Origin of the sequence: Streptomyces albus subsp. chlorinus (assembly GCF_013302895.1) — a bacterium.
GTDB classification, from domain to species: Bacteria; Actinomycetota; Actinomycetes; order Streptomycetales; family Streptomycetaceae; genus Streptomyces; species Streptomyces chlorinus.
The window spans coordinates 199,566-225,997 of sequence record NZ_VJOK01000001.1 but is presented as its reverse complement, the minus strand read 5'-3'; the positions used below and the strand labels follow the sequence as shown (position 1 = coordinate 225,997).

At 72.4% G+C, this 26,432-nt stretch carries 23 protein-coding genes; 17 read left to right on the top strand and 6 right to left on the bottom strand.

Going from position 1 to position 26,432, the window contains the following annotated elements; all coding sequences use genetic code 11:
• Positions 1-213 precede the first annotated feature (213 nt).
• The gene (locus FM076_RS01090; protein ID WP_173868072.1) at positions 214-1,578 is read left to right on the top strand and encodes a pyridoxal phosphate-dependent decarboxylase family protein; all 1,365 of its coding nucleotides are present in this window, start codon (positions 214-216) and stop codon (positions 1,576-1,578) included.
• A 403-nt stretch (positions 1,579-1,981) separates the two neighbouring features.
• Here the strand turns inward: FM076_RS01090 and FM076_RS01085 are convergent, their stop codons facing one another.
• Positions 1,982-2,449: a MarR family winged helix-turn-helix transcriptional regulator gene (locus FM076_RS01085; RefSeq protein ID WP_173868071.1), complete on the bottom strand. Its 468-nt coding sequence runs from the start codon at positions 2,447-2,449 to the stop codon at positions 1,982-1,984.
• A 165-nt stretch (positions 2,450-2,614) separates the two neighbouring features.
• Here FM076_RS01085 and FM076_RS01080 point away from each other — a divergent pair, with 165 nt between their 5' ends.
• On the top strand, positions 2,615-3,853 hold the full coding sequence (locus FM076_RS01080) for an MFS transporter (RefSeq protein WP_173868070.1): 1,239 nt from the start codon (positions 2,615-2,617) through the stop codon (positions 3,851-3,853).
• Positions 3,854-4,235: 382 nt separating this feature from the next.
• Here the strand turns inward: FM076_RS01080 and FM076_RS01075 are convergent, their stop codons facing one another.
• Entirely contained in the window at positions 4,236-4,868 is a 633-nt protein-coding gene (locus FM076_RS01075; protein ID WP_173868069.1) for a TetR/AcrR family transcriptional regulator, read from the bottom strand.
• A gap of 93 nt (positions 4,869-4,961) precedes the next feature.
• Here FM076_RS01075 and FM076_RS01070 point away from each other — a divergent pair, with 93 nt between their 5' ends.
• Together FM076_RS01070 and FM076_RS01065 are read left to right on the top strand one after the other, a co-directional pair.
• Positions 4,962-6,362, top strand: a complete 1,401-nt coding sequence (locus FM076_RS01070) for an MFS transporter (RefSeq protein WP_173868068.1) — start codon at positions 4,962-4,964, stop codon at positions 6,360-6,362.
• Positions 6,359-7,579: an FAD-dependent monooxygenase gene (locus FM076_RS01065; protein ID WP_173868067.1), complete on the top strand. Its 1,221-nt coding sequence runs from the start codon at positions 6,359-6,361 to the stop codon at positions 7,577-7,579. The genes FM076_RS01070 and FM076_RS01065 overlap by 4 nt, the downstream gene beginning before the upstream one ends.
• Here the strand turns inward: FM076_RS01065 and FM076_RS01060 are convergent.
• Positions 7,563-8,969 carry a tetratricopeptide repeat protein gene (locus tag FM076_RS01060; RefSeq protein ID WP_173868066.1) on the bottom strand — a complete coding sequence of 469 codons (1,407 nt, stop codon included), beginning with the start codon at positions 8,967-8,969 and terminating at the stop codon, positions 7,563-7,565. The genes FM076_RS01065 and FM076_RS01060 overlap by 17 nt on opposite strands.
• Before the next feature lie 483 nt (positions 8,970-9,452).
• On the opposite strand from FM076_RS01060, the gene FM076_RS01055 reads away from it, so the two are divergent.
• From FM076_RS01055 to FM076_RS01025, 7 genes are read left to right on the top strand one after another with little or no spacing between them, the layout of a single operon-like run.
• Entirely contained in the window at positions 9,453-10,532 is a 1,080-nt protein-coding gene (locus FM076_RS01055) for an ACP S-malonyltransferase (RefSeq protein WP_173868065.1), read from the top strand.
• Positions 10,529-12,427, top strand: a complete 1,899-nt coding sequence (locus FM076_RS01050; RefSeq protein WP_173868064.1) for a hypothetical protein — start codon at positions 10,529-10,531, stop codon at positions 12,425-12,427. Before FM076_RS01055 ends, FM076_RS01050 begins: the two co-directional genes overlap by 4 nt.
• The gene (locus FM076_RS01045) at positions 12,424-13,518 is read left to right on the top strand and encodes a beta-ketoacyl-ACP synthase 3 (protein ID WP_173868063.1); all 1,095 of its coding nucleotides are present in this window, start codon (positions 12,424-12,426) and stop codon (positions 13,516-13,518) included. Before FM076_RS01050 ends, FM076_RS01045 begins: the two co-directional genes overlap by 4 nt.
• A gap of 5 nt (positions 13,519-13,523) precedes the next feature.
• Positions 13,524-14,393: an SDR family oxidoreductase gene (locus FM076_RS01040; RefSeq protein ID WP_173874432.1), complete on the top strand. Its 870-nt coding sequence runs from the start codon at positions 13,524-13,526 to the stop codon at positions 14,391-14,393.
• Positions 14,394-14,397: 4 nt separating this feature from the next.
• Positions 14,398-15,573: a beta-ketoacyl-ACP synthase III gene (locus tag FM076_RS01035; RefSeq protein ID WP_345944837.1), complete on the top strand. Its 1,176-nt coding sequence runs from the start codon at positions 14,398-14,400 to the stop codon at positions 15,571-15,573.
• Positions 15,549-15,818 carry an acyl carrier protein gene (locus FM076_RS01030; RefSeq protein ID WP_173868061.1) on the top strand — a complete coding sequence of 90 codons (270 nt, stop codon included), beginning with the start codon at positions 15,549-15,551 and terminating at the stop codon, positions 15,816-15,818. The genes FM076_RS01035 and FM076_RS01030 overlap by 25 nt, the downstream gene beginning before the upstream one ends.
• The gene (locus tag FM076_RS01025; RefSeq protein ID WP_173868060.1) at positions 15,815-17,074 is read left to right on the top strand and encodes a beta-ketoacyl-[acyl-carrier-protein] synthase family protein; all 1,260 of its coding nucleotides are present in this window, start codon (positions 15,815-15,817) and stop codon (positions 17,072-17,074) included. The genes FM076_RS01030 and FM076_RS01025 overlap by 4 nt, the downstream gene beginning before the upstream one ends.
• Here the strand turns inward: FM076_RS01025 and FM076_RS01020 are convergent.
• Entirely contained in the window at positions 17,055-17,234 is a 180-nt protein-coding gene (locus FM076_RS01020) for a hypothetical protein (protein ID WP_173868059.1), read from the bottom strand. The genes FM076_RS01025 and FM076_RS01020 overlap by 20 nt on opposite strands.
• Before the next feature lie 352 nt (positions 17,235-17,586).
• On the opposite strand from FM076_RS01020, the gene FM076_RS33240 reads away from it, so the two are divergent.
• The 3 genes from FM076_RS33240 to FM076_RS35220 all read left to right on the top strand — a co-directional run bounded on the left by FM076_RS33240 (position 17,587) and on the right by FM076_RS35220 (position 19,053).
• Positions 17,587-17,901 carry a hypothetical protein gene (locus FM076_RS33240; RefSeq protein ID WP_243274253.1) on the top strand — a complete coding sequence of 105 codons (315 nt, stop codon included), beginning with the start codon at positions 17,587-17,589 and terminating at the stop codon, positions 17,899-17,901.
• Positions 17,902-18,023: 122 nt separating this feature from the next.
• Positions 18,024-18,494, top strand: a complete 471-nt coding sequence (locus FM076_RS01010) for a hypothetical protein (RefSeq protein ID WP_173868058.1) — start codon at positions 18,024-18,026, stop codon at positions 18,492-18,494.
• A 262-nt stretch (positions 18,495-18,756) separates the two neighbouring features.
• Positions 18,757-19,053, top strand: a complete 297-nt coding sequence (locus FM076_RS35220) for a hypothetical protein (protein ID WP_428814623.1) — start codon at positions 18,757-18,759, stop codon at positions 19,051-19,053.
• A gap of 117 nt (positions 19,054-19,170) precedes the next feature.
• Here the strand turns inward: FM076_RS35220 and FM076_RS01000 are convergent, their stop codons facing one another.
• Together FM076_RS01000 and FM076_RS00995 are read right to left on the bottom strand one after the other, a co-directional pair.
• Positions 19,171-20,493: an MFS transporter gene (locus tag FM076_RS01000; protein ID WP_173868057.1), complete on the bottom strand. Its 1,323-nt coding sequence runs from the start codon at positions 20,491-20,493 to the stop codon at positions 19,171-19,173.
• Entirely contained in the window at positions 20,490-22,187 is a 1,698-nt protein-coding gene (locus tag FM076_RS00995) for an amidohydrolase (RefSeq protein ID WP_173868056.1), read from the bottom strand. The genes FM076_RS01000 and FM076_RS00995 overlap by 4 nt, the downstream gene beginning before the upstream one ends.
• A gap of 222 nt (positions 22,188-22,409) precedes the next feature.
• On the opposite strand from FM076_RS00995, the gene FM076_RS00990 reads away from it, so the two are divergent.
• The 3 genes from FM076_RS00990 to FM076_RS00980 all read left to right on the top strand — a co-directional run.
• A complete protein-coding gene (locus FM076_RS00990; protein ID WP_173868055.1) occupies positions 22,410-23,315 on the top strand; it encodes an Lrp/AsnC family transcriptional regulator in 906 nt (301 codons plus the stop codon).
• Positions 23,316-23,605: 290 nt separating this feature from the next.
• A complete protein-coding gene (locus FM076_RS00985; RefSeq protein ID WP_430625921.1) occupies positions 23,606-25,264 on the top strand; it encodes an SPFH domain-containing protein in 1,659 nt (552 codons plus the stop codon).
• Positions 25,261-26,432 (top strand): SPFH domain-containing protein (locus FM076_RS00980; protein ID WP_173874431.1); only part of this gene is annotated, 1,172 nt, incomplete at its 3' end. The genes FM076_RS00985 and FM076_RS00980, both read left to right, overlap by 4 nt.

Genomic DNA, 26,432 nt, shown 5'->3' with positions numbered 1-26,432 from the left:
GTCGCGGAGCCGGAGCCGGACCGTGTGCGCTTTCCGCAGGTGAGCGGCGGGTATGCATCACAGCCGTGTCGCTGCCGTGTGGAGAGGCCGAGCCCGCCCCGGCCGTGGCGCCTGCGGGCAGGTGGACAGGCGGGTCGGGGCGGGGGCTTCCGCGGCACCCGCACGCCCAAGGACCGGGCCGGGCACTCCGCAACACACCAGATGGAGGACGACATGGATCTGACCACATGGCTGACCGCGGCGGTCGCGTCGAACGCCGAGTGGGAGAAAACCTTCGGCTCCTTCGAGCCGCATCCGGCACTGGCTGTCGACGACAGCCGGTTCGCCGCCGCCTTCGAGGAGTTCACCGAACGGCTGAAGGACACCTACCCCTTCTTCCACCCCCGCTACGCGGGCCAGATGCTCAAGCCGCCGCACCCGGCGGCCGTGGTGGGTTACCTGGCCGCGATGCTGGTCAACCCCAACAACCACGCCATGGACGGCGGGCCGGCCACCGCCGCGATGGAGCGTGAGGTCGTCCAGCGGCTGGCCACCATGTTCGGCTACGACACCCATCTCGGGCACTTGACCACCAGCGGCACACTCGCCAACCTCGAAGCCCTCTTCGTCGCCCGCGAACTGCGTCCGGGCAAGGGCGTCGCCTACAGTGCCGAGGCCCACTACACGCATGGCCGGATGTGCGGTGTGCTCGGTGTGGAAGGCTTTTCCGTACCCACCGACGACCTCGGCCGCATGGACCTCGACGCGCTGGAGGACCTGCTGCGCGGGGGACAGGTCGGCACCGTCGTCCTCACCACCGGAACGACCGGGCTCGGTGCCATCGACCCGGTCCACGAGGCACTGGCACTGCGCGAGCGGTACGGCGTGCGCGTCCACGTCGACGCCGCCTACGGCGGCTTCTTCACCCTGCTGGCCGGTGCGGACGGCCCCGAGGGCCTGCCGGCCGAGCCCTGGCGGGCCGTCGCCCGGGCGGACTCCATCGTCGTGGATCCGCACAAGCACGGTCTGCAACCGTACGGCTGTGGTGCGGTCCTCTTCCGCGATCCCTCGGTCGGCCGGTTCTACCTGCACGACTCGCCGTACACGTACTTCACCTCCGAGGAACTGCATCTGGGCGAGATCAGCCTGGAGTGCTCGCGTGCCGGTGCGGCCGCCGCCGCGCTGTGGCTCACCTTCCAACTGCTGCCGCCCACCCGCGAGGGACTGGGCCAGGCCCTGGCGGCCGGCCGGCGGGCGGCGCTCCGCTGGGCGGAGCTGATCGGGGAGTCCGAGCACCTGGAGCTCTACCAGGCCCCGCAGCTCGACATCGTCAGCTACTTTCCGGTGACCGCCCGCAACACGCTGTCGGAGATCGACGCGGCCAGCCACCGGATCCTGCGGGAAGGGATGAGCGATGGCCAGGACCCGGTCTTCCTCAGCACGCTCCGCGTCGGCTCCGAGCGCTTCACCGCCCGCCACCCGAAGGTCACGGCGGACGCCGACGGCGCGCGGGTCCTGCGCAGCGTGTTGATGAAGCCCGAGTCCGAGACCTACGTCGAGCGGCTGCACCGGAGGCTGGAACAGCTCGCGCGCTCATGACCGCCCCGGGGCGCCATCGGCTCACCGCGGCCCGGCCGGCGGTGGGCCGGAAGCCGGTGGTGGTCGGTCACCACTTCGCGGCCCGGTACAGGGGTGTTGCGGGCCGCGCGTACCGGAGCGGCCCCGTTTCCCGTGCGAGTCCGCCTTCTGCCGCGGTTCGCGTAGTACAGCGCCTTCGGCCCACGGGTGAGGACGCGGAGCCGGCCGTGACGGACGCGCGTCGACGCGGCGTACCGCACCAGGTGCCAGGCGCCCTCAGTGGTCGGTCCGTCGATCAGTTTCCCCTGCCGGTGACCTTCGCCCACGCGCCGTGAGCCGAGGCCGACTCGGCGTGGGCCCGCGTACTGGGCGCGACGGCGCGGGGAAGCGCGTGGGAGCGCGGGGAGAGCCCGCGCTCCGCGAGTCAGGCCGGCTGTGCGCTGCTTTGCAGCCGCTGGACAGCGTGTACCAAGGGCGCGAGCGCGGGTTCGGCGGCTGCCTCGTCGAGGGCCTCGCGCAGGGCGGTGTTGTGGGTGGGACGGGCCTCTTCCAGCAGGCGCATACCGGCCTGGGTCACATCCGTGTAGATGCCGCGACGGTCGGTGGGGCACAGGTACCGCGACAGCAGGCCGCGGTCCTCGAGCCGGGTCACCAGCCGTGTGGTGGCGCTCTGGCTGAGGACGACGGAATCGGCGACCTGCCGCATCTGGAGGTGGCCGCCTTCGCCGTCGTGCTGACGGCTCAGTACGTCCAGCAGTGAGTACTCCCGTGCGCTCAACCGGTGCTTGGTCTGGAGGGCCCGCTCGACTCTGCTCTCGATACGGCCGTGCAGCAGCGAGAGGGCCGACCAGCTGTGCGCGAGCGCGGTCATCGCCGGGTCGGTGGCAGTCATCAGCGGCTCCTTCGGTGGGGCAGCGCGCGGAGGCGCAGGCGGATTCCGCCCCGGGTCACAGCTCCCAGCATACCCGCGTTTGCCATTAGCCGTCGTATGCAATTAATGTGTGTGCAAGTAAAACGCGTATGCATTTTCCGTCCCACGCATCGAAGGGTTCCTGTCATGCCGCTCGCACTGCTGGCCCTGGCCATAGGGGCTTTCGGGATCGGCACCACCGAGTTTGTGATCATGGGCTTGCTGCCCCAGGTCGGCGCCGACCTCGAAGTCTCCGTCCCGACGGCCGGCTACCTGGTCACCGGTTACGCCCTCGGTGTCATGTTCGGCGCGCCGATCATGACCGTCCTCGGCACCAGAATGTCCCGCAAGAACATGCTCATGCTGCTCATGGGCCTGTTCATCCTCGGCAACCTCGTCTCCGCCGTCGCCCCGGTCTTCGCTGTCATGCTGGTCGGCCGGGTGGTCGCCTCGCTCGCCCACGGCGCGTTCTTCGGTATCGGCGCCGTGGTCGCCGCCGAACTGGTGGCACCGGAGAAGAAGGCGGGTGCCATCTCGATGATGTTCACCGGTCTGACGGTGGCCAACGTCGTCGGCGTCCCCCTGGGCACGTTCGTGGGGCAGAGTGCCGGATGGCGGGTGACCTTCGTGATCGTCGCCGCACTCGGCGTACTCGGCCTGACCGGTGTCGCCAAGCTCGTACCGGACGTGCCCAAGCCGAGTGGTGTGCGTCTGCGGCACGAGGTCGCCGCCTTCCGGAGCACCCAGGTGATCCTGGCCATGGCCATGACCGTTCTCGGCTTCGGGGGTGTGTTCGCCGCCATCACCTACATCGCGCCCATGATGACCGAGGTCAGCGGCTTTGCGGAGTCCTCCGTCACCTGGCTGATGGTGGTCTTCGGGCTGGGCATGGTGGCGGGCAACCTCATCGGCGGCCGGTTCGCGGACCGCAGGCTCATGCCGATGCTCTTCACCGCGTTGAGCGGCCTCGCACTGGTTCTGCTGCTGTTCACCTTCCTGGCCTCCGGCAAGGTCGCGTCCGTGGTGGCCGTCTTCCTCATCGGCGCCCTCGGTTTCGCCACCGTCCCGCCGCTGCAGAAGCGGGTCCTGGACTACGCCCACGGCGCCCCGACGCTGGCCTCGGCGGCCAACATCGGCGCCTTCAACCTGGGCAACGCCCTCTCCGCCTGGCTCGGCGGCCTGGTGATCTCCGCGGGGCTCGGCTACACCGCTCCCAACGCCGTGGGAAGCGTACTGACCGTCCTCGCTCTCGTACTCGCCGTCATCTCGCGTCGCCTCGAACTGCGTTCTGCCCGCGCCGCGGCGCAGGCGGACCCGATTCCTGGTGCCCGCACGGCACCCGACGGCGGTGCGGCTTCCACCCCGGTGGGAGCCGTCCGCTCCTGACCCGCCCGCGCGTCCTGCCGGCCGCCGACGCGCCGGCAGGACGCGGACGCTCCAGCAAGCAAGGGAGAACCTCGATGGCCGCCGCCGTGACTCCGCTGACCACCGCCGACGCGGACTCACTCGTCCTTGCCGCTCGTTGTGCGGCCGAGGAGGCGGACGCACCCGTCAGCGTCACCGTCCTCGACGCCGGCGGACCTCAGCACGCCGCCGGCAGGGGGCACAAAGGATGCGGAGCCCGGATGCTGCGGCGCTCCAGTGAAGGGCTCGCGTTGGCCGACACCCCCCAGTTCCACGCCGGTTGGCGGCCCTCGGATGGCCGGGAGGGGCGGGGGCGGCCAGCCCGGCGAGGCTGACGACGGGTGGGCCGGCGCCAACGACGGCTCTACGCGGTCCGGTAGGCGCGGAGGAAGGTCCGCACTCCCTCGACGATGAGCGGCCGGACGCGGGTGTCCTCCGTGGCGTTCGCGGAACCGAGCCTGTCCAGCGCGACGCCGAAGGTCAGCGCGAGGAACTGGTCGGCCGCGAGACGGGGGTCGGGGACGTCGAGCAGTCCGGCGGCGGCGAAGGCGGCGAACCGGTCGGCGATCGCCTCGTCGGGGGTGTCGGCCAGGGAGTTGTAGCCCCGGTGCGGCAGGTGGCCGGACTCCTCCCGGACCAGTCGTCTCAGTGTCGTGTACTCCGCCGAGTCGAGCATGTCGGTCGAGATGCGCATCGAGAACGTGATCAGGGCGTCCTCAAGGTCGGCGGCCTCGGTGACACCGGTGAGGGCGTCGTCGAGGGTGCGCCGGATCGTGGTGATGAGTGACTGGCCGACGGTGTCGACGACTGCTTTGAGCAGCGTCTGTTTGTCGCCGAAGTAGTCGTAGACCGTCCGCTTGGACACCTGGGCCCGGGCCGCGACCGCGTCGACGCTGGTCCGGTCGAAGCCGTCGGCGAGGAACAGTTCGCGGGCCGCCGCGAGGATGGCGGCCCGCTTCCGCGTGGACCCCTCGCGCAGTGTCTTCGTGGTCGGCATGGGCACATCCTATCCTCCTACACTGCACGGTGTAGTGTAGTTCCCTGAGTTGTACAGCCGCCTCCTCGTGCGGCGACGACGGAAGGGACGTCCATGACCGCAACTCCGGCTCAGCCGCCGGTCCGGGCCGGGAAGGCCGCTGTCGGCGCCCTCGGCCTGCTGGCAGTCGCCACCGGTGCCCTGGAATCGGTGGTGGCGCCGACGCTTCCGCTCCTGCAACGCGAGCTGGACATGAGTCCGGCCGAAGGGGCGTTACTCAGCATCGTGCTCCTGATCACCGGCGCGCTCGTCACACCGGTCGCGGGCAAGCTCGGTGACCGCTACGGCGGGAAACGCGTCCTCGTCCGGCTGATGGCGGTGGTCTCGGCCGGGGGCCTGGTGTCGGCACTGGCACCGAACCTGCCGGTCCTGCTGCTCGGCCAGGTACTGCAGGGGGCGATGGTCGGCGCGCTGCCCCTGTCGTTCATCGTGGTGCGCGAACACCTCCCCGCGGGGGAGTCGAAGGTGGCCATCGGGGTGGTCAGCGGGTTGTTCGTGGGCGGCGGGATGGCGGGGATGCTGTCGGCCGGGCCCGTGGCCGAAGGGCTGTCGCGGCACTGGATGTTCGCGCTGCCGACCATCGCGGTCATCGGGGCCACCGTGCTGGTGAACAGGGCGATGCCGCAGGACGCGCCCGGCCGGCCGGACGGCGCCGGGATCGACTGGCCGGGCCTGGTCCTCCTGAGCGGGACGCTGGTCACGCTCATGCTCGTGCTCGCGCTGGCACCCGGCATCGGCTCGCAGCCACTCGTACTCGGCGCCCTCCTCGTGGTGCTGGCAGCCTTCGCGACCGGATGGACGGCAGTCGAGCGCCGTGCCGCCTCGCCGATGGTCGATCTGCGCATGCTGGCGCGGCCCGCGGTGTGGAAGTCGTGCGTGCTGACGTTCGTGATTTGCGTCGGTACCTCGATGGCCGTCTATCTCGTCCCGCAACTGTTCGCGGTGCCCGCGGACTCGCATGGTTTCGGGGCCGGTGCCACCCGGATCGGCTTCTTCCTGCTCCCCGGCGCCCTGGCCGCGTCGCTGGCCGGGCCGGTCAGCGGGATCGGCGCGCGGCGCTTCGGCCCGCGTGCCGTGGTCACCGCCGGGGCCGTCCTCATGGTCGTCGCCCTGACCGCTCTGGCGGCCGTGCACAGCGAAATATGGCACCTCGTCACCGGCAAGGCGATGATCGCGCTCGCCAACGGCCTGTGCGTCACGGCGATGGTGACGGGCACCGCCACCTCCGTCGAGCGGCACGACACCGGCATCGCCACGAGCCTGGTCCTGGTGGCGCGCGTGATCGGCTACGCCGTCGGTGCGCAGGTCAGTGGCGCGCTCCTCACCGCCGGGACCCCTTCGGGGTCGGACGTCCCGGCCGAATCCGCCTTCGTCACCGGCTTCGTCCTGGCCGGGGCCGTCACGGCGCTGTCCCTGTTCGTCGTCCGCACCATGAGCAAAGGAGCCGAGGCATGACCCGCACCGATCTGTCGAGGGGTGTCCGCACCACACCGGGGCGCGAGATCCTGATATCCGGGGCCGGCGTCGCGGGGGCCGCCCTCGCGTTCTGGCTGAACCGCTACGGCTTCCAGGTCACGGTGGTGGAGAAGGCGCGCGCACCTCGTGCCGGAGGTTATCCCGTCGATGTGCGCGGCACCGCACTGGAGGTCGTCCGGAGGATGGGGATCCTGCCGCGCCTGCGGGAAGCGCACATCGACCTGCGCCGGCTGACCTTTCTCGACGAGGACGGCGGTGAGGTGGTCTCGGTCAGCCCGCACGCCGTCACCGGCGGTGTCGCGGGACGGGACCTGGAAGTGCGGCGCGGGGACCTGACCGAGGCACTGTGCGCGGCGGTCCGTGACGACGTGGAGTTCGTGTTCGACGACTCCATCGACACCCTCGACCAGTCCGGCCACGGGGTCGACATCACCTTCCGCGGCGGCGGCAGGCGTACGTTCGCCATGGTGATCGGCGCGGACGGCCTCCACTCGCGCACCCGCGAGTTGGTGTTCGGCCCCGAGGAGCGGTTCCACCGGTACCTCGGCTACTGCTTCGCCGGATTCACCCTGCCCAACACCTTCGGCCTCTCCCACGAGACGACGCTGTGGAACGCCCCGGGCAGGGCCGCCGCACTCTACGCCGTGGGGGAGGACGAGGACGTGCACGCCTTGCTGGCCTTCGCCCGCCAGAAGCCGCCGGCCGACGCGTTCCGGGACCCGGAAGCACGACGGGACCTGGTCACCACCGTCTTCGCCGACGCGGGCTGGGAAGTCCCGGGCATGCTCGCCGCTCTGTGGGACGCGGACGACCTGTTCTTCGACGGGGTCGGCCAGATCCGGATGCCCCGCTGGTCCAGCGGCAGGGTCGCGCTGGTGGGCGACGCCGCGTACGCTCCCTCGTTCCTCACCGGACAGGGCTCCAGTCTCGCGCTCGTCGGCGCCTTCATGCTCGCCGGTTCCCTGGCCGACCGGGACCATGGTGCGGGTTTCGCCGCCTACGAACACGGCACCCGCGAGTTCGTGACCGCGAACCAGGAACAGGTGGGGGAGGGTGATGCCGCGCTCTTTCCGACCACCTCCCGGGCCCTGGAGCAGCGCAACGAAATGCTGCGCGGTCTCAGCAGCATGCCCTCCGCGGAGGGGCGCCCCGCCCATTCGGCCCTCACCCTGCCGGAATTCACGCCCGTGACGTGAGCCGGGCGATGTGGCCGCGGACCTCGCGCGCCAGCGGGTGCCGGCGGTAGGGGGCGAGGGAGCGCCGGAGAGCGGTGAGGGCCGCCGTGGTCCGGCGGGAGGCGGTGAGCGGATAGTGCGCGCAGGCCTGCCGGCACTGGTCCAGCGCGGCCTCCAGGTCCCCGAGGCCCAGCAACGTCCCGGCCAGCCGCGCATGGGTGAGCAGGCGCGAGATGTGGTGTGCGGGTGGGCGGACAGCCAGCGACTCCTGGAAGGCTACGGCCGCCCGTGTACGGTCTCCCAGCCACAGCAGGACCTCGCCGCGCTGGTAGCGGAACGCCGCCGGCGGATACCGCGTGAAGAGGCCGAGAGGCTCGGTGCCGGTGCCGGTGCCCGAGTCGGTGCCTGTGCCCGAGTCGGCGTCGGCTTCCGCGTCGTGGCAGCGCTCGGCGGCCCGCAGATCCGCGAGCGCCCCTTCCCGCTCACCGTCCGCGGCCCGCACCACCGCTCGTCCCGCATGGAGATAGCACCGAACGGTGAGGGGCGCCGTGGGAGCCGCCAGCTCGAGGGCGGACTGTGACCACTGCCGTGCGTGTGCCAGGTCGTCCAGGCGCAGCGCCAGCACGGCCATGGTGCGCAGCGTGATCGCGTAGAGGTTCCGGTTGTCCGCCCGGCAGGCAAGTTCGAGGGCGGACCGGTAGCAGTGGTAGCCGAGGTTCGGCAGGCCCGCGTCGGAGAGCATCATGCCCAGCAGATGCATCAGGCAGGCGCTGCCCGTCAGCACCTCGGAATCGCTCGTTCCGGCGCCGGGAGACGCTCTCAGTCGCGGGACGACGTCGTCGGAGATGTAGGTGCCCAGCGCGGAACGCGCGTGCGCGCCCCCGTACTTCTCCGTCAGTTCGGCGAAGGCGGTGACCACATCCGCCAGACGCGGGTCGGCGCCGGGGACCTCCCGCCGCGCCGTGTCTCCCGGCCGGTCGGTTCGCGGTTCCGCTCCGGACGGCCAGGAGGGCAGGCGGATGTCGGTCGCGGCGAACATCTCCCGGTTGAGCGCCAGCCGCCGGACCGGGTCCGCGTCGGTGTCGCACAGTGCCGCCACGCGGTCCACCGGATCGCCGTCTCTCAGCACGGCGTCGGCCGCGCTCCCGCTCCCCGCCGGTCTCTCCAGCCCCGTCTCACCGAGGTGCACGACGCGGCCGAGGCGACGCCCGAGGACCTGGGCCACCAGACCGGGAACCGGCGGGCGTGGCCGGGAGCCTTCCAGCCAGTGGGCGACGGCCGTCCGGTCGTACCGCAGCCGCAGGCCGTACTTGGTGCCCAGGGCGTTGACAGCGCGTGCCAGCTCACCCGCGCTCCACCCGGACTCCGCGAGCAGACCGGCGAGTTGCCGGTTCGGCCCGCGACGGGTCATGGGAATCTCCCGCTCACTCCGCCCCGTCACGCAGGCCCGGGGCATTCAACGCGTTCACGCCTTGGTGACCGGAACCGGTCGGTACCGCGCCCGTGCTTGTGTTTCGGTGGAGATATACCCGAACGGAGCGCTCGCCGCGAGAACCGGGCGGTATTTCCGGACCGAACGCACGGGGAGCCACGGACCCGTGTTGCCCGTGCGTCGGTTGTGACCGCTCCGACGACAACTCCAGCGCGCAGGACGCCGATGAACAACGCCGCGTCGCACGTCATCGGGACCCCTCGGTCCGGCCGCCGCCGGAGCGGCCGGCCGCAAGACCCTCCGCGAAAAAGTCCAGAAAGGCACCGTCCGGTGGCGTGGTCACCGGCCGCGTGATCCGAGGAAACCCCCTCTTCGCGCCGGAGTACCCCGTCATCGCGCGGAGAAGGGGCGAGCCACCCTTCAGCAGAACGTCCGCTCCCACATGAGAAGGAGCAAGAAAATATGCCACCCACACCGGACCTGACAGTGGCTTCGGCCCCCCGGACGCCCTCGTCCGGGGGCGTCGTCCACCTCTTCCCCGGGCAGGGGGATTTCGCCGTCTCACCCTTGGCAGGGGCCGCTCGTGCCCATCCCGTGGTCCGCGTGGCCGTCGCCGACGTGTTCGCGCAGGTGGACGAGGTGAGCGCGGCATACGGGATTCCGGCGCTGGGCCCCGCGCTGCTGGGCGGAACGCCGCCGAGCGGCCGGGAGCTGGCCGCGGGACCGGTGGGCACGCCCCAAGTGGCGCTGTTCGGGGCCTCCCTGGCGATCCACCGGGCGCTGTGCGCGATCGGGGCGGCACCCCGGCGGATGGTCGCCGTCAGCTTCGGGGAGATCGCCGCGCTCACGGCGGCCGGGGTGTTCGGTGTGCCCGACGGTACCCACATCGCCTGCAGGCTCTCCCGCTTCCTGAGCCGCTGCCGCGGTGGTATGACAGTGCTCGCCGCGGGAGCCGGCGAGGCGGAACAGCTGATCGGTCATGCGGCGACCCGGCGGGTCGCGGTGGCCTGCGTCAACGATCCGGGCGAAACCGTCCTCAGCGGACCGGTCCAGGAACTCGACCGATTGGAGGAGCGGGCGGCGGACCACGGGGTGGACGCCGTGCGGCTCCGGCTGCCCTTCTCCTCCCACCACCCCTCACTCACCGCTGAGGCCGAGGGCTTCGCGGCCGCGATCCGCACCCTGCCCGCACAGCCGGCCCACACCCCGGTCCACTCGGCCGTGCACGGCGGGCCGTACGGCAGGGGCGACGACGTGTACGCGGGACTCGCCGCCTGCCTGACGCACCCCGCCCGGCTGCCCGGGGTGCTCGGCCGGGCGGCGGCCCCGGGCCCCACCCTCCTCCTGGAGGCCGGTACCGGGCAGGCCCTCACCCGCAACGCCCGGCGGATCCTCGCCGGGCAGGGGAGTGCCTTTACGGCACACAGTCCGCTCCAGGAGCCGGACTTCCCGTGGGAGCGCCCGCACCGACTGCACCGGACCGGCACCCCGGGCAGCGGGCATCGCACACCTCACCGGGAGGCCCAGGAGGAGATCGCGTGACGCCGGCGGCGACCGACAGTCCGGCCACCCCGGCCACCGGACCCGGGGCATCGGCCGATCCCCTACGGACACCGCAAGGGCGACTCCTCGCCGACACCCTCGCCACGGTCCGCCCTCCCGCACCGGGAGAGAGGGCGAGCCGCAACCACCTGACCCACCAGCAGCTGGAGCGGCTGGCGGAGGTGCTGCCGCCCGCGCAACAACTGCTGCACGACGGGGACTGGCTGGCCGCGCTCAGCTCCTGCACGGTGCTCGCTGACCCGGCGCTGTACATGACGGTCGTCAACCACCACGTCCTGTGCCTCGGCTCGGTCGTCGCCTCGGCCGACGCGCGGCAGACACGCGCCGCGGACCTCGCGCGGACCGTGGACGAGCTGGAGAGCGGCCGCCGCAAAGGCGTCTTCCTCGTCACCGAGATCTCAGACGCCAACAGCCACCTGGCGCTGCGCACCACCGCCGAGTTCGACCCGGAAACCAGGGAGTTCGTCCTGCGGACACCGGACCCGGGCGCGGCCAAGTTCTCCAGCGTCGGCGTGCCGGGCAGGCCGCAGTCCGCGGTGGTGTGCGCCCGGCTGACGGTGGGCGGCACCTGTCATGGCGTCCACCCCTTCCTGGCCGACCTGTGCGACGAGCGGGGCCCGGCTCCCGGGGTCGCGATCTCCGGCGCGTTCGGTATGGAGACGCTGCCGCTGGAATACGCGCTGGTGCGGTTCGACGGAGCGAGGCTGCCCTATGACCGCTGGCTGCGCGGCACGGCCCGGATCGATGCCGACGGCGTCTTCCACGACCCCCACGGCGGCCCCGGCCGCGCGCTTCAGCGCACCCTCGACGTCGGCCGGCCGCTGTGGGCGACGGTGCCCTCGGCCGCCGCGGCGATCGCCCGCGCGTCCGCCGTCGCGGCCCTGCGCCACTCCCAGCACCGGCGCTCGCACGGCCGGCTCGCACCAGGAGCACCTGTGCTGGCCTACAGCACCCAGCAGCGGGCGGTACTCGGCGCGTCCGCCGAGGCGTTCGCCCTCAACTGCGCCGCCAGGAGCGCGCTGGACCTGTGGCAGCGCTCCCAGGACACCCGTACCGACGCGGAGGAGCGCGGGGCGGCGGAGACGGCGTTCTCCCCCTGGGCGGCGGTCGACCGACGGCTCTCCGCCTTCAAGGCTCTCGCGGTGGACGGCGCGGCCCGGGTCGCGGCCGAGTGCCGCCGCCGCTGCGGTGTCGCCGGCCATCTCGCCGTCAACAGGCTGAGTGGCTACGCCGGATTCGCGGAGGCATTCGGCGCGGCCGGCGGCGACAACCGGCTCATCCTGCTGGACCTCGGCCGCGCCCTGGCGGACGAGGACACCGACGAGGGCGCGCATGCCGCCGCCCCGCATCCCAGCGACGGCACACCGCCACCGGCCGACACCGACGACCCCCACTGGTGGCCGCGGACCGTCAGCGCCCTGGAACGGCGGCTGACGACCCGTCTGCGGGCGGCGCTGGACGAAGGCCGGCACCGGCAACTCGACGGCATGGACCTGTGGAACCCGCTGCTGGAGCGCGTCCGCCGGCTGGGGGAGGTCCACACCCTCCGGCTCGCCGCCGACTGCGTGGCCGACGCGGTGACAGCGGCGCACGGCCACGACCCCGCCGAGCGAGCGCTGGCCGCCCTCTACGGCACCACCCAGGCGCTGCGGCAGTCCGGTCCCCTGCAATGGGCGGGCGTGCTCAGCAAGGAGACAGCCGCCTCACTGGAGGCGGCAGCGGACCGGCAGTGTGCCGAACTCGCCCCGTACCTGGACGAGATCGCGGCGCGCCTGGCCCCGCCCGAAAAGCTCGCCCCCACCCCGCTGGCCGCCCCCGACTACGCGGCCGCGCTCCACTCCACCCTCACCTGGCCCGACGGAGGACCCTCGTGACCGCCACCTTCCCCACGCCGTCTCCCGCTGCCTCGGACAGCGCGGAACGATCCCGCATCGGCATACTCGGGATGGGCACCTACCTGCCCGCCCGGCAGCGCACCAACGACGACGTCGCGCGTGCGGCCGGGGTCAGTCCCGGCTGGATCGCCGAACGCACCGGGGTACGCAAACGCCATACCGCCGCCCCTGACGAAGCGGCCTCCGACATGGCGGCGGCGGCCGTCCGCTCCGCGGTCGCGGCGGCCGGACTCGACATGGACCAGCTGGACCTGCTGGTGCTGGCCACCTCGACCCCCGACGAGCTGGGTCCGGCCACGGCCTGCCGCGTCCAGGCCCTCACCAAGGCACGCAACGCCGTCGCCCTCGACGTGAGTGCCGCCTGCTCGGGCTGGCTGTTCGCGACCCGCGTCGCGCACGACTACCTGAGCGCGGACGCCGGTTCGCGCCACGCGGCCGTGGTCGGCGTCGAGGCCTACTCGAAATTCCTCGACCCCGCCGACCGCGCGACCGCCGTCCTGTTCGCCGACGGTGCCGCCGCCTCCGTGCTGGGCCCCGTCCCCGCGGGGGAGGGGTTCACCGACTTCCGGCTGGGCTCCGACGGGGCCCTCGCCGACCACGTGCTCATCCCGGCCGGCGGGAGCCGGGCACCCGCCAGCCCCGGCACCCTCGCCGACGGGCGGCACACCATCCACATGGACGGTCGCGCCGTCCGGGACTTCATCGTCGAGATGTTCCCGGTCGTCGTCTCCGACTGCCTGGCCCGCAACAGGCTGCGCATGGACGACATCGACTCCTTCGTCACCCACCAGCCCAACCCCAGGATGCTGCGCTCCGTCGGCACGGCACTGGGCATACCGCCCGGAAGGCTGCCCATCGTCGCGGACGAGGTGGGGAACATCGGCGCCGCCTCGACGCCGTACGCCCTGGCGGCGGCAGCCGTCGAGGGCCCCCTGCGACGCGGGGACCGCATCCTGCTCGCCACCTTCGGAGCCGGCATGACATGGGGCAGCGCACTGCTCACCTGGAGCGGCGCCCCCGCCATTCGTACCGGCCCCACCGCCGAACCCCTGGAAAGGAGCGCACGGTGAACGCCATTCCCGGCACCCCCGGTGCCACTCCCGCCACGACGGCCGACGCCTTCCGGCTCGACGGCGCCCGTGCCCTCGTGACCGGCGCCTCCCGCGGTATCGGACGCGCCGTCGCGCTCGCCTTCGCGGACGCCGGTGCCGACCTCGCACTGTCGGCCCGCAGCGAGGAGGCGCTGCGGGACACCGCGGACGAGGTCACCCGCCGGGGGCGGAAAGCCGTCCTGACACCCGGTGACTTCACGGAAGCCGCGGCGGCCGGCACCGTGGTCGACGAGGCCGCCGGCGCGCTGGGCGGGCTCGACATCGTCGTCCACAACGCCGGCATCCTGCCCACCGGGCCCGACGGCGCACCGCGACTCGCTCCCCTGCAGCACACCCGGCAGGAGGACTGGGACTCCGTGGTGGCCGTCAACCTCAACGCCTCGGCCGCGCTGTGCCGGCACGCGCACCCGCACCTGGCCGCGTCCCCGCGGGCGAACGTGGTGCTGATGTCCTCGGTCGCCGGCGCGGTGGGCACCCCCATGATGGAGGCCTACGCGGCGACCAAGGCGGCGCAGATCTCCCTCGCCCGCAGCCTGGCCGCCGGCTGGGCGCGGGAGGGCATCCGCGTCAACGCCCTGTGTCCGGGGTGGACCCGCACCGACATGACGTCGTTCGCCTCGCACACCGCGCCGCTGTCCGACTGGCTGATGGCGCACGTGCCGCTGGGCCGGTGGGCGGAACCGGAGGAGGCAGCGTGGGCCGCGCTGTACCTGGCCTCGCCCGCCGCGGCCTTCCTGACCGGTCAGGCGCTGCTGCTGGATGGGGGACTCTCGGTCCCGGACGGCGGTCTGGCCGGTATCCCCAAGCCCGCCTCCCCCTTCGCCGAGGTGTGATCCGGTGACGTCCCCGAACCCCTCGACCGACAGGCCCGCCACCGTCGTGTGCGGCATCGGCTCCTGTCTCCCTCCCCAGGTGCGGAGCAACGAGGACGTCGCCCGCGACGGAGGCCTGGCCACCACCGACGCGTGGATCCGCACCCGTACGGGCATCGTCAACCGCCGCCGGGCCGCTCCCGGAGTCGCCACCGGGGACCTGGCCGTGGCGGCGGGCCGGGGCGCGCTGGAGTCCGCCGGCGGGGCGCGCCCCGACATGCTGATACTGACCACCACCACACCGGACCGGCGCTGCCCCGCCACCGCACCCGACGTGGCCCACCGCCTCGGCCTCGGCACCATCGCGGCCTTCGACCTGGCCGCGGTCTGTTCCGGCTTCGTCTACGCCGTGACCGTCGCCGCCGGGCTGGTCAGGGCGGGGCTGTGCGCACGCCCCCTGGTCGTCGGCGCCGAGACGTACTCGACCATCGTCGACCCCCGGGACCGGGACACCGCCGTCGTCTTCGGCGACGGCGGGGGAGCGGTACTGCTGCGTGCCGGGGAGCACGGAGAGCCGGGCGAGGTGATCGCCTCGGACCTGGGAGCGGACGGGTCGGGCAGCGATCTGATCTCCATCGCCGCGGGCGGTTCGAGCGCCCCCGCCGACGGGAGGCGCCCGCCGCGCGACGACCGCTGTCTGCGGATGCGCGGCCGCGAGGTCTACGCACACGCGGTGCGCCGGATGACGCAGTCGTCGCGCACCGTGCTGGACCGGGCCGGCTGGCGGCCTTCGACGCTCGGTGCGTTCATCGGCCACCAGGCCAACCAGCGCATCCTGGACACGGTCGCAGACCGCCTCGGCATCGCGCCCCGGCACCGGTTCGGCAACATCCGCGACGTCGGCAACACCGCGGCCGCCTCCGTGCCGCTGGCACTGGCCGACACCGCGGCCCGCGGCCTGGTGCGGCCGGGAACGCCCACCGTGCTGACCGCCTTCGGAGGCGGGCTCACCTGGGGCTCCCTCGCCCTGACCTGGCCGGCGGCCCGGCCCCGCGCCAACCCACCTGACGGCTCGGCCGCCTCGGCCGACGCCACCTCGTCCGACGCCACCTCGTCCGACGGCCGGCAGCGGGACGACAGGAACCAGCACGCACCCCACCAGCGAAGGGAAGACCCATGGACGCTGTCCACGACCACGTGATCGCCGTGCTCACCGACAAGTTCGAAGTCCCCTCCGACACCATCCGGCCGGGGGTGTCCCTCTCCGAACTGGGACTTGACTCCCTCGCCGTCACCGAACTCCTCGTCACGCTCCAGGAGCACTACGGCACCAGCGCCCCCGACGACGCGGTCAGCGGCGAGGCCACGCCGGACGACGTCGTCGCCCTGGTGCACGAACTGCGGGACGGGACGCGGCAGTCCGACGGACAGGGAACACCGGAATGAACGGGGCCCGCACCGCCCGCACGGTGGCGGTCACCGGGCTCGGCCTGGTGACACCTGCCGGGGTGGGAGTGGAGGAGACCTGGCAGCGGGTGTGCTCCGGCCGGCCCACGGCCGCCGACGATCCCGAGCTGGCCGGGTCACCTGTCGGCTTCTCCTGCCGGGTCGGCAAGTTCGACCCGCGCGAGCACACGGGTGGCACGCAGCCGTGGCGGTACGACAGGTTCACCCAGTTCGCCCTGGCAGCGGCCAGGGAGGCGGTGGACGACGCCGCGCTGGACCCGGACACCTGGGACGGCGCGCGGGTCGCGGTGGTGCTGGGCTCGGCCGCGGGGGGAGTCGCCACCTACGAGAAGCAGCACCACAAGCTCCTGACCACCGGACACCGCGCGGTCTCACCGCTCACCCTGCCGGCCTTCCTGCCGAACATGGCCGCCGGCCGGCTCGCCATCGACCTGGGCGTCCACGGACCCGTACTGCAAACCGGAACGGCCTGCGCGTCCGGGGCGACCGCACTCGTCACCGCCGCCATGCTGCTGGACAGCGACGCCTGCGACATCGCCGTGGCCGGCGGCAGCGACGCCATGGCGACACCCCTGTGCGCGACCGCTTTCGCCAGGGCGGGGGCACTCTCCCGGGGCAAGGGCGGTCCGGCGGGCGCCTGCCGTCCCTTCGACGCGGCGCGGGACGGCTTCGTCCTGGCCGAGGGAGCCGGAGTGCTGGTGCTGGAGCGGCTCGCGGACGCGACCGCGCGGCACGCCTCCGTCCGCTCCCTGCTGGCCGGACACGGCTCGTCGACCGACGCGCACCACCCGGTGGCCCCGCGGCCGGACGGCCGCTGCCTGCGCGACGCGACGGAGCAGGCCCTCGACCGGGCGGGGGCCGGGCACGCGGACGTGGACCACGTCAACGCGCACGGCACCGGCACCCCGCTCAACGACAGCACCGAGGCGGCCGTGCTCCGTGAGCTGTACGCCCCCGACGGCCCCACCGTCACCTCCACCAAGGGCGTGACCGGCCACATGATGGGCGCGGCCGGCGCGGTGGAAGCGGCACTCACCGTGCTGACCGTGCAACGGCAGACTGTCCCTCCGACCGCCAACTTCGACCGGGCCGACGCCGGCACCTCGGGCCTCGACATCGTGCGCCCGGCCGCCCGGGAGCACCCTGTCGAACTGGCACTCAGCAACTCCTGCGGCTTCGGAGGCCACAACGTGGTCCTCGCGTTCGCCCGGGCTCCTACGGCCCGCGGTGCGTGAGGGGGACGGGGCCGGGTCCGTGCGGCGCCACGCGGTCGCCGTCGTCGTCGGGCTCGCCGGCGGCGCACGCCCCTCTCGGCCGCCGCTCCGCCTGCTGCACGGCGGGCCCCGGTGCGGGCCCGCCTCCCATGGCCAGCGCGTAGTGCTCGGGATCGGTCATGACCGAACGGGTACCTCCCCACGCCGCACCGCGAGGAAGCCGCGCCCGCAAGACCACCCGGGTGGCCGTACGCGCCACCGCCCGCGCCACCCCGGCGAGGCCACCGCACGTCATGAGCGCAAAAAGGACCACGGGCCCGGGCCCGGCAGCGGAGCCCCGCACGGCCTCCACCGGTTCCTGCTGATCGGCAGGAAACGGATCTTCACCTACCACCTGGCGCTCCACAACGCCGAGGCGCACGCCTTCCAGGCCATCGTGACGCTCGGCCCCGCGGACGCCGTGCGCGACGCGTATCTCGCGGACCTGGAGCAGAACAAGAACAAGAGCGTCTTCCGCAGCCTCTTCTCGCCCGATGCTTTCCCCCACCCACCTGACCTGCCTGCTGTTCGGCGAGGGCGACGAGGCTCACCTCGCGCACCAGCTCGCGAAGAAGCCGAACGGGGACGGGGTCCTCACGCTCACCGAGCCGCGCGGCATCACCCCCGCGCTGCTGAGCGAGGTCTCGGACATCACCATCGAGTCGATCGAGGACCCGCACGGTGTCGTGACGCAGAGCCCTGTGAAGAAGGGGCAGCGGTACGAGGCCAGGGCCGGGGGAACCGGTGCGCCGGTCGGTTTCCGGGCCGGCCGGCAGGGCTGGTGGAACCACACCAGCCTCAACAACTGAGCCGGCGCCGGCGCTCACCGACGGAAGAGCCGTCCGATCCGCCGTCACGGAACGGCTCCTCCCGCGTAGTATTTTGTGGCATCTCGCCCCATACCGGCCGTGTCCACTGCCAGGATGGGGCCATGAGCGACTGGACGGTGGTCGGGCTCTACGACCGGATCAACTCCTCCCTGTATGTGGCGGCGGTCTTCCCCGGTGACGTGGCATCCACCGCGGTCACCCCGGCCATGGACGGCCTCCAGCCGATGATCCGTGTCGTGGACGCGGCCACCGGGCCGGAGGCGGCCTACGCCCTGCAGGGCCACCTCGAAGGCTGGGAGGCGATGCCCGCCGCGGAGACGTGCCGTTCCTGCCGCAACTGGGACGGGGACGAACTCGCCTTCCGGGACGCGTTCGGCCACGACATGACGGGGCACCGCCTGGCGAACACGATGAAGCGCGAAGGGTACGGGGACCGCCGCTCCTTCCTCGCGGCGGACCTCAGCGCCCTGGACGGCCTGCGCGGCATGGGAGCCACCTCCCGCGCGCGGGTACGACAGGCGCGGCGCCGCCTGCGCAGCGCGCCGGGCGGGCGGACCATGCGCCTGTCGTAACGGCACGGGCGGCGAGCCTGCGGGCCTGCCGCCGGATGGCCACCCGGGGCCCGGCGATCGGCGCTGCCCAGGGCGCACGCGCTGAAGAGCGCCGCCGGACGCGGTGACCTCCTCCTCGTGTGCGCCTCAGGCACCCGCTCCGCCCGGGCCCGCGAGCGCCTGGCCCGGCACGGCGTCACCGCGGCCGGCCTCACCGGAGGCACTACCGCCTGGGTACGGGCTGGCCACGCCGTCCAGCGCGCCGGCACCCGAACCGTGGGGGATGGGGCGCCCGGTCCGCTTCGCCGCCGGCTCGCTCGTCCTGGCCGGCCTCCTCACCGGACGGCGCCGGCCCGCCGCGCGCCGGCTGTCCGCGGGCGTCGCCGGCGGCCTGGTCTGCTCCGCCCCCACCGCCACCTGCGGCAGGGCGAAGCTGCTCGCCAAGATCCCCCCAACCGGCCCGGGAGCACCGACCTCGACGCCACCTCGTCGACAACGACGCCAACCTCAAGGCGTACGCCCCCACAACCAACCCGGGAGCACCGGCCTCGACGTCACCCTCGCCGCCCTGACCGGCTGAGACCCCGACAGTGCGGGACCTGCGGGGCGCCGCTCGCGGTGCCCCGCAGGTCCCGCGGACGCGCGGCGGCCGAAGCTCTGGCCTGCCCGGTCCCAGCCTCGCCTCTCGTCACACGCTTCAGGACGTCGTGCCGGCCGGCGTCCTTGGTGCGGGGGTGTCCGCGGGCGTGGCGTCGTCGGTGTGCTGCGGCGCCTTCAGCAGGCAGGCGATGCTGAGCGCGCACATGGCCACGAGCAGCACGATGACCGGGACGATGCTGTCGGTCGCCTGGAACATCAGCGTCGAGACCACCGGCGAGAGCCCGCCGAACAGCGCGCCCGCCACCTGGTAGGTCACCGAGATGCTGGTGTAGCGCGCCTGGGGGCGGAACATCTGGGCCAGCACGGCGGCCACGGGACCGTACGTCGCCGCCATGACCAGCCGCATCGCCGCGAAGACGAGGAAGATCAGCACGGTCGAGTCCGAGGAGACCACCAGGAACTGCGGGGTGGCCAGCACGGCCACCGCGGCCAGGCCCCAGACGACGACGCGGACGCGCCCGACTTTGTCACCCAGCCAGGCGACGCCCAGTGTGGCGATCAGTTCCACGACGGCCGCGACACTGAGCGCGTTGAGCACCACTGTCTCCGAGAGCCCCACCGAGGGGTCGGTGGCGTAGGCGGTGAGGAACGTGGTCACCAGGTAGTAGCCGCCCACCGCGATGGGAAGCGTCCCGATGCCGAGCAGGATGGGCTTCCAGTTCGTCCGCAGCGCGTACGCCAGCGGCAGGCCCTCCTCCGGTTCGGCCTCCGCCTCGAACACGGGCGATTCCTCGGTCTTGAGGCGGATGAGGACCCCGATGACGATGAGCACGGCCGACAGCAGGAACGGCACACGCCACGCCCACTCCTTGAGGGCGTCGTCGCCGAGCGTGGACAGCAGGCTGAACAGGCCGGTGGACAAGAGCGCCCCGGCCGGGTTGCCGAGCTGGGCGAAGCCCCCGTAGAAGGTCTTCTTGCCCTCCGGCGCGTGTTCGACGGCCATCAGGACGGCGCCGCCCCATTCGCCGCCCACCGCGATGCCCTGCACGAAACGGAGCAGGACGAGCAGGACGGGGGCGAACGGGCCGATGGCGGCGTATGTGGGCAGCAGGCCGACGAGGAACGTCGCGGCGCCCATCATCGTCAGGGTGATCACCAGCGCGCTGCGTCTGCCGAACCGGTCGCCGACGTGGCCGAAGACGACGCCGCCGAGCGGCCGGGCGAAGAACCCCACCGCGTACGTGGCGAAGGCCGCGGCGATGCCGGTGAGCCGGTCGGTGTCCTCGGGGAAGAAGACGCTGCCGAAGACCAGGGACGCGGCGGTGGCGTAGACGTAGAAGTCGTACCACTCGATCGTGGTGCCGACGAACGCGGCGATGCCCGCCTTGCGCGCCTTGCGGGATTGAGCCTGTCCGGTCACGACTGCCCCTCGGTCGGCATGGCTGTGGTGGAGTGCTGGAGCGTGCCGTCGACCCACGTCTGGAGGACGGCGATCGCGGAGATGGCCCCGGGGTCGACGGTGAGCGGGTCGGCGCCCAGGACGGTGAAGTCGGCGAGCTTGCCCGGGGTGATGCTGCCGAGCTCGTGCTCACGGCCCAGGGTGCGGGCCCCGCCCAGCGTGTGCGCGGCGAGTGCGTCGGCCGCCGGGATCCGCAGGGAGTCCGCGCCCAGCCGGTGCCCGCGCCGGGTGACCCGGGTGACGGCCGCCTGGATCGCCTCCAGCGGCTTCGGCTCGGCGACCGGTGCGTCGGAGCTGAGCGTCACGGGCACCCCGGCCTCCAGGAACTCGCCGAGCGGGTTGAACCGCTCGCCAGGGGTGCCGATCGCCTCGGTGACCCCTTCGCCCCAGTTGTAGTAGTGCTGCGTCTGGTTGACCGGGTGGACACCCAGGTGGTGCATGCGTTTGATCTGCTCCGGGGTCGGCAGTCCGCAGTGCTCGATCCGGTGCCGCGCGTCGGACCGGGGGTGGTGCTCCTGTGCGGCTTCGACGGCGTCGAGCACCATCCCGATCGCGTCGGGCGACTGGGCGTGAGTGGCCGTCTGGAGCCCCACGGCGTGCGCCCTGGCGATGAGTTCCCGGTACGCCTCCGGCTCGTGGTAGAGCTGCCCGGTACGGCAGGGGTCGCCGACGTAGCCGTCCGGGAAGTAGGCCGTCCAGCCGCCCAGGGTGCCGTCTGCGTAGAACTTGATGCCCGAGAAGGAGAGCCGGGCGTTGCCGAACGCGCCGTGCATCCCGGTGTCGATCACGTGGTCCAGCAGATGACTCAGCAGATACATGCCGACGCGGGTGCGCAGCTCGCCGCGGTCGGCCAGCCGCAGATAGGTGTCGAACTCGCGGCGTGTCACCTGGCAGTCGCCGATCGTCGTCACACCGCCGGCGAGAAACCGCTCCTGGGCGGCGCGCAGCTGCCGCAGGTGCTCCTCGGGCTCGTCCCCGAGGTGGAAGTTCGGCCCGTGGCGGCCGATCTTGACGCCGCCGACGCCGGTGAGGATGTTGCACGCGGCATCGGAGACCTCGCCGGTCAGGTCCCCGTCGGCGTTCCGGAAGAACGTGCCGCCCTCCGGGTCCGGTGTGTCCCGGGTGACGCCGTGCCGGGCAAGGGTGGCGCTGTTGACGACGCCGCCGTGCCCGCTGGCGTTCATCAGGTACACCTCGCGGTCGGTGCTGACCCGGTCCAGCTCCTCCTTGGTGGGGTGGCGGCGCTCGGCGAGGTTGCGGTGTTCGTAGCCGTAGCCGCGCACCGGCCGTCCGGGCGGCAGCGACTCGGCCGCCGCGCGCAGCAGGTCGATGATGCCGGGGATGTCGGATGCCTTGTCGGGACCGCAGTCGACCCAGCTCATCATCTGGCCGTACATCAGGGGATGGGCGTGCGGGTCGACGAAGCCCGGGACCACGACGGTGCCGCCGAGGTCCGCCTCCCGGGCGCGGCGGCCGAGCCGTGCCGCCGCGTCCCGGCACTCGTCGACGGAGCCGACGGCGGCGAACCGGTTGCCGTGCACGAGGAACGCCTCGGCCCCGTCGGTGAGCGGGTCCACGGTGCGCAGGGTGGCACCGGTGAAGAGGGTGGTGGTCGCGTCCAGGACCGATGTCTCCTGGTGGCGCAGTGCGCGCATTGTTTCCTCGTACGGGTGTCGGGGGCGTGGTGATGACCGGCACCGTAGGACCGCCCATCAGCCGCGGCAATCCCATGTACGCTCTTCCGCGCACGTGCCACCGCGTTTTTGTCGCTCACAGGCACCGATCTGCTGCTGATCAGCATCCATAGCCCGCGGCAAACGTAATCTTGTTCCCCGGAAAGACGGAATCACTCTGTAAAGATTGGGTCTCGGGCACTCATGAGCGAGGATCTGGACGCACAGCTCATCGCCGCACTCCAGCAGGACGGCAGAGCGAGCTACAGCGAGCTGGCCGCCCGGGTGGGTGCGCCGAGGACAGCGGTCTCGGCGCGGGTGCGGGCCCTGCTCGACTCGGGCGCCGTGGAGATCGTGGCCGTGGCACATCCCCAGCTCCTCGGGCTCACCTCGCTCGCCCACGTCTCTGTCGCCGTGTCGGGGCCTGCCGACGAGGTGGTGGACACGCTCTGCGCGATGGACGCCTCGGTCTTCGTCTCCGCGGTCAGCGGCGCCTACGATCTCGTCGCGGAGCTGCGGGTCTCCAGCGACCGCGAACTGTACGACGCCCTCGCCCGCCTGCGTGCGCAGCCCCGGGTACGCGCGGTCAACACGCTCCTCTATACCGATGTCGTCACCTCGGTCTTCATGCCACAGGGGCCGCTCCGCGGTGACGTGCATGTCGACGACACGGATCTGCGGCTCATCGAACTGCTGGAGCGCGACGGACGTATGCCCTTCGTCGAACTGTCCCGCCGCGTCGGCCTGTCACCCAGCGCCGCCCGCGCCCGGGTCGGCCGGCTCGTCACCAACCGCGCCCTGCATGTCGCCGCAGTGGTGCGGCGCGGTACGGGCAGCGGGAGGCCGGCGCTCGGCGCCGGGCTGAACCTCGGCGGGGACGACGAACACGTCACGCGGTTCCTCGCGGCGCTGCCCGGGGTCGAGTTCGTCGCCCGCACCGTCGGCCGCTTCGACCTGGTGGTCACCCTGGGTGCCGACTCGACCACGCGCCTGCACCACATCACGGAACAGCTCAAGGCGCTCGACGAGGTCCGCGGTCTGACCACGTGGGCGCATCTGGAGGTGTTCAAGGAGCACTACTCGCGGGGCATCGCGAGGACTTCGGTGTGAGAGGGCCTCGGTGTGAGGGACATCGGTGCAGGGGGCGCGAAAGGTCTCCGGGCGCGTTCAGCTCGTTCGGGGCGGGGACGGAGCCCCTCCGCGGCACCTCCTCCTTGCCGGGGCCCGGCAGCGGAACAGGGGAGGTTTCTGCCGACGCGCCCCACGTGCGGGTCCGGCGTCTGCGGGCAGGGATTGTCCGCGGTACAGCAAGACCCGGGCGCGGTACTCCGGCGTCCGGCACACGAAGGGGGAAACCTGTGGCACAGGGTCCGCGGCGGGCGGGGAGCGCGCGTGAAAGCGTGCGCAAAGCCGCCCGCGCTGTCGCCTCCGGCGGCGACGCACGCGAGGTGGCGGAGCGAGAGGCGCGGCGGCGCGCCCAGGGAAACGGGGAAGACGCCGGTGACCAGGCGCGCGAGGACGGCATGGATCCGTCCGACTTTCCCGCGGCACGCGAACAGGGCGGCTCCATCGAGACGGTGATGGAGCAGAAATCCGTACCGCTGGACGAGGCGGGCGAGGAGCTGAACCACAGCGGCCAGAGCCGTGAGGGGCTGCGGAAGGTACACACCATCTGCCCGATGGTGCTGCCGCGTGGCCGGTCGTTCCTGAGCATGCTGCCGGTGTCGATGCTGCTGGTCGTCGGAGCTGTCGGCCTGGCGGTCACCTCGGCACTGTCGACGTTCACCGACTCAGGCGTGCTGACGAACCCGCTGTTCGGAGCGCACTACTGGGTGCTGGCCATCGGCGCGGTGGCGTTCGTGTGGTGGCGCCAGGGGATGGTGATGGTCCCGGACGGCTGCCAGGCGCTGATCACCCGGTTCGGCAAGCTCGAAGAGGTGGTGGGCCCGGGGCGGGTGATCCTGCTCAACCCGTGGAAGCGCGTCTCGTACATCGTCAACACCACGCGTGAGTACCCCTTCAACGCCCCCGTGCGGGAGGCGCCGACCCGTGGCGGGGTGAAGGCGTCCATCGACCTGTTCATCCAGTTCCGGATCAGCGACCCGGTGGAGTTCGTCTACACGCTCGGTGCGGTGCGCGGCTTCGAGGAGAAGCTGGGCAACGCGGTCAGCGAGACGATCCGCAGCCTGATCTACGAGCAGGAGGCCGCGGCGATCTACGACATGGTGGGCGAGGACACCGGGCGGCTGCTGGAGCAGCTCAACCAGCAGTTCCGTCCCGCCGTGGAACTGACGAACGCCAACATCACGCACGCCGAACCGTCCGACCGCGGCTACCGGATGGACCTGGCCGCGCCCGAGATGGTGCGCGTCGCCAAGGAGGCGTACACCCACGAGTACGCGCTCCAGCTGCGCAAGGAGCAGGACGAGGGCGACCTGAGCAAGGAGCTGGCGACCCGCCAGGAGGAGCTGTCCGCCATCCAGGCCGACATCGCCCAGTACCAGGCGCAGATGGACACCGCGGTGGAACGCGAGACCAACCGCGCCGAGGCACTGGCCCGCCAGCGCTACGTCCAGGCCGAGTCGGAGGCGAAGGCCAACGCGGCGCTGCTGGAGGCGCAGGCCCTGGACATCCGCGCGGTGACGGCGGCCGAGGCCCCCGAGATCCTGGAGTACCGCTACGAGCAGCAGGTGCTCGACACCCTGGAGCAGGTCGCCGACCATCTGCCGCGCCTGATCAGGGTCGGCGGCGGGGACGGCGCCGGCGACGGTGCCGCGGCCGGTGTCGACTTCCTCGCACTGGCCCGCGAACTGGTGGGCGAACGCGACACCGAGCTGTTCTCCCAGCAGGACATGGCGGCCGTACGCGACCGGCTCGCCGAGGTCGCCGGGCGGATCGCGGAGCGGGAAGCGGAGATCAGCGCCCTGCGTGAGGCCGAACAGCCCACCGTCCCGGCGGGCGCACCCGCCCCGGACGCGGGGCGCGGGAGCCGGCGGCACGGGGAGACCGATCAGGACGGGAAGCAGAACGGCAAGCAGGACGGGGAGGCCGGTCAGTGAGCGGCGCACGTACGAACCACAGGTCCGTCATCACGGAGGAAGTGGCGCAGTGGAGCGACATTCCGCACCTGCTGCGCGGCGGAGAGGCCGGCACCCTCGTGCCGGTGATCATCCCGCGGCACCGCCGCCGCGTCTGGTGGATGGTCCCGTTCTGGCTGGGGCTGCTCGCGCTGACCAGCGGCGTGATGGCCACGGCCCGGGGTGACGGCGGGGCGGCCGGCGCCGCCTGGGACGCCTTCGCCGTCACCGGTTACCTTCTCGGGCTGGTCCTCCTGGTCGCGGGGGCGCTGTGGTGGTGGCGCTCCTCGATCGTCGAGATCGAGCAGGGCACCACCGGCATCCTCACCCGCTACGGCGCCATCGTCCGCACCCTCGACCCGGGCCGGCACTATCTGTGGCACCCCTGGTCCCGCGTCGACTTCGTCGTGGACACCGCCACCGAGATCCCGTACTCGGCACCGGTCGTCGCCTGCCCGACGCAGGAGAACGTGCCGCTGCGCGCCATCGACTTCTTCCTGAAGTTCCGCATCACCGACGCCGTCCTCTTCGTCCGCACCATCGGCGCGGGCAACTTCGACCTCGTCCTGTCCAGCGCCGTCCAGGACGCCATCCGGCAGCGCGGGCGCCGGGTGCGGACCGAGCGCGCCTACGATCTGCGCGGCTCGGACGTCGCCGACATGCAGGACCTGCTCAACCGCCAGCTCTCCCGCTACGGCGTACGCATCACCGGCGCCAACATCCCCGACGTCCAGCTTCCGACGCAGTACCAGCAGCACCTGGCCACCCGCGAACGGGTCGCCAAGGAGGCCACGGCCTACGAGCAGGAGTGGGGACTCACCCGCAAGCGCCGCATCGACAGCCTCCAGATGGACATCGAACGGGCGAAGAAGGTGCGGGACGCACGGCTGGTCGAGGTCAGGGCCGCGCTCAACAAGGCGCGCGAACAGGTCGCCCAGCTGCTGGAGGAGCAGGAGACGCAGGCACAGAAGGTACGGTTCGAGATCGAGACACGGGGACGCAGCGGACTGATCGCCGCCGAGAACGAGGCGCGGGCACAGCGCCGGCTGGCCCAGGCGTACCGGGACAACCAGGCCGTGCTCCGGTACGAACTGGCCCGGCGCCGGCTGGAGGTGGGCGCCGCGCTCGCCGGGCGTGCCCCGCGGCCCGT

Bases quoted from the DNA above. Each gene is read 5' to 3' on its own strand.
- FM076_RS01090 (WP_173868072.1), top strand. From the start codon at position 214: ATGGATCTGACCACATGGCTGACCGCGGCGGTCGCGTCGAACGCCGAG.
- FM076_RS01080 (WP_173868070.1), top strand. From the start codon at position 2,615: ATGCCGCTCGCACTGCTGGCCCTGGCCATAGGGGCTTTCGGGATCGGC.
- FM076_RS01025 (WP_173868060.1), top strand. From the start codon at position 15,815: ATGAACGGGGCCCGCACCGCCCGCACGGTGGCGGTCACCGGGCTCGGC.
- FM076_RS00995 (WP_173868056.1), bottom strand. From the start codon at position 22,187: ATGCGCGCACTGCGCCACCAGGAGACATCGGTCCTGGACGCGACCACC.
- FM076_RS33240 (WP_243274253.1), top strand. From the start codon at position 17,587: ATGCTTTCCCCCACCCACCTGACCTGCCTGCTGTTCGGCGAGGGCGAC.
- FM076_RS01020 (WP_173868059.1), bottom strand. From the start codon at position 17,234: ATGACCGATCCCGAGCACTACGCGCTGGCCATGGGAGGCGGGCCCGCA.
- FM076_RS01070 (WP_173868068.1), top strand. From the start codon at position 4,962: ATGACCGCAACTCCGGCTCAGCCGCCGGTCCGGGCCGGGAAGGCCGCT.
- FM076_RS00990 (WP_173868055.1), top strand. From the start codon at position 22,410: ATGAGCGAGGATCTGGACGCACAGCTCATCGCCGCACTCCAGCAGGAC.
- FM076_RS35220 (WP_428814623.1), top strand. From the start codon at position 18,757: ATGGGGCGCCCGGTCCGCTTCGCCGCCGGCTCGCTCGTCCTGGCCGGC.
- FM076_RS01010 (WP_173868058.1), top strand. From the start codon at position 18,024: ATGAGCGACTGGACGGTGGTCGGGCTCTACGACCGGATCAACTCCTCC.
- FM076_RS01065 (WP_173868067.1), top strand. From the start codon at position 6,359: ATGACCCGCACCGATCTGTCGAGGGGTGTCCGCACCACACCGGGGCGC.
- FM076_RS01075 (WP_173868069.1), bottom strand. From the start codon at position 4,868: ATGCCGACCACGAAGACACTGCGCGAGGGGTCCACGCGGAAGCGGGCC.
- FM076_RS01055 (WP_173868065.1), top strand. From the start codon at position 9,453: ATGCCACCCACACCGGACCTGACAGTGGCTTCGGCCCCCCGGACGCCC.
- FM076_RS01085 (WP_173868071.1), bottom strand. From the start codon at position 2,449: ATGACTGCCACCGACCCGGCGATGACCGCGCTCGCGCACAGCTGGTCG.
- FM076_RS01030 (WP_173868061.1), top strand. From the start codon at position 15,549: ATGGACGCTGTCCACGACCACGTGATCGCCGTGCTCACCGACAAGTTC.
- FM076_RS01060 (WP_173868066.1), bottom strand. From the start codon at position 8,969: ATGACCCGTCGCGGGCCGAACCGGCAACTCGCCGGTCTGCTCGCGGAG.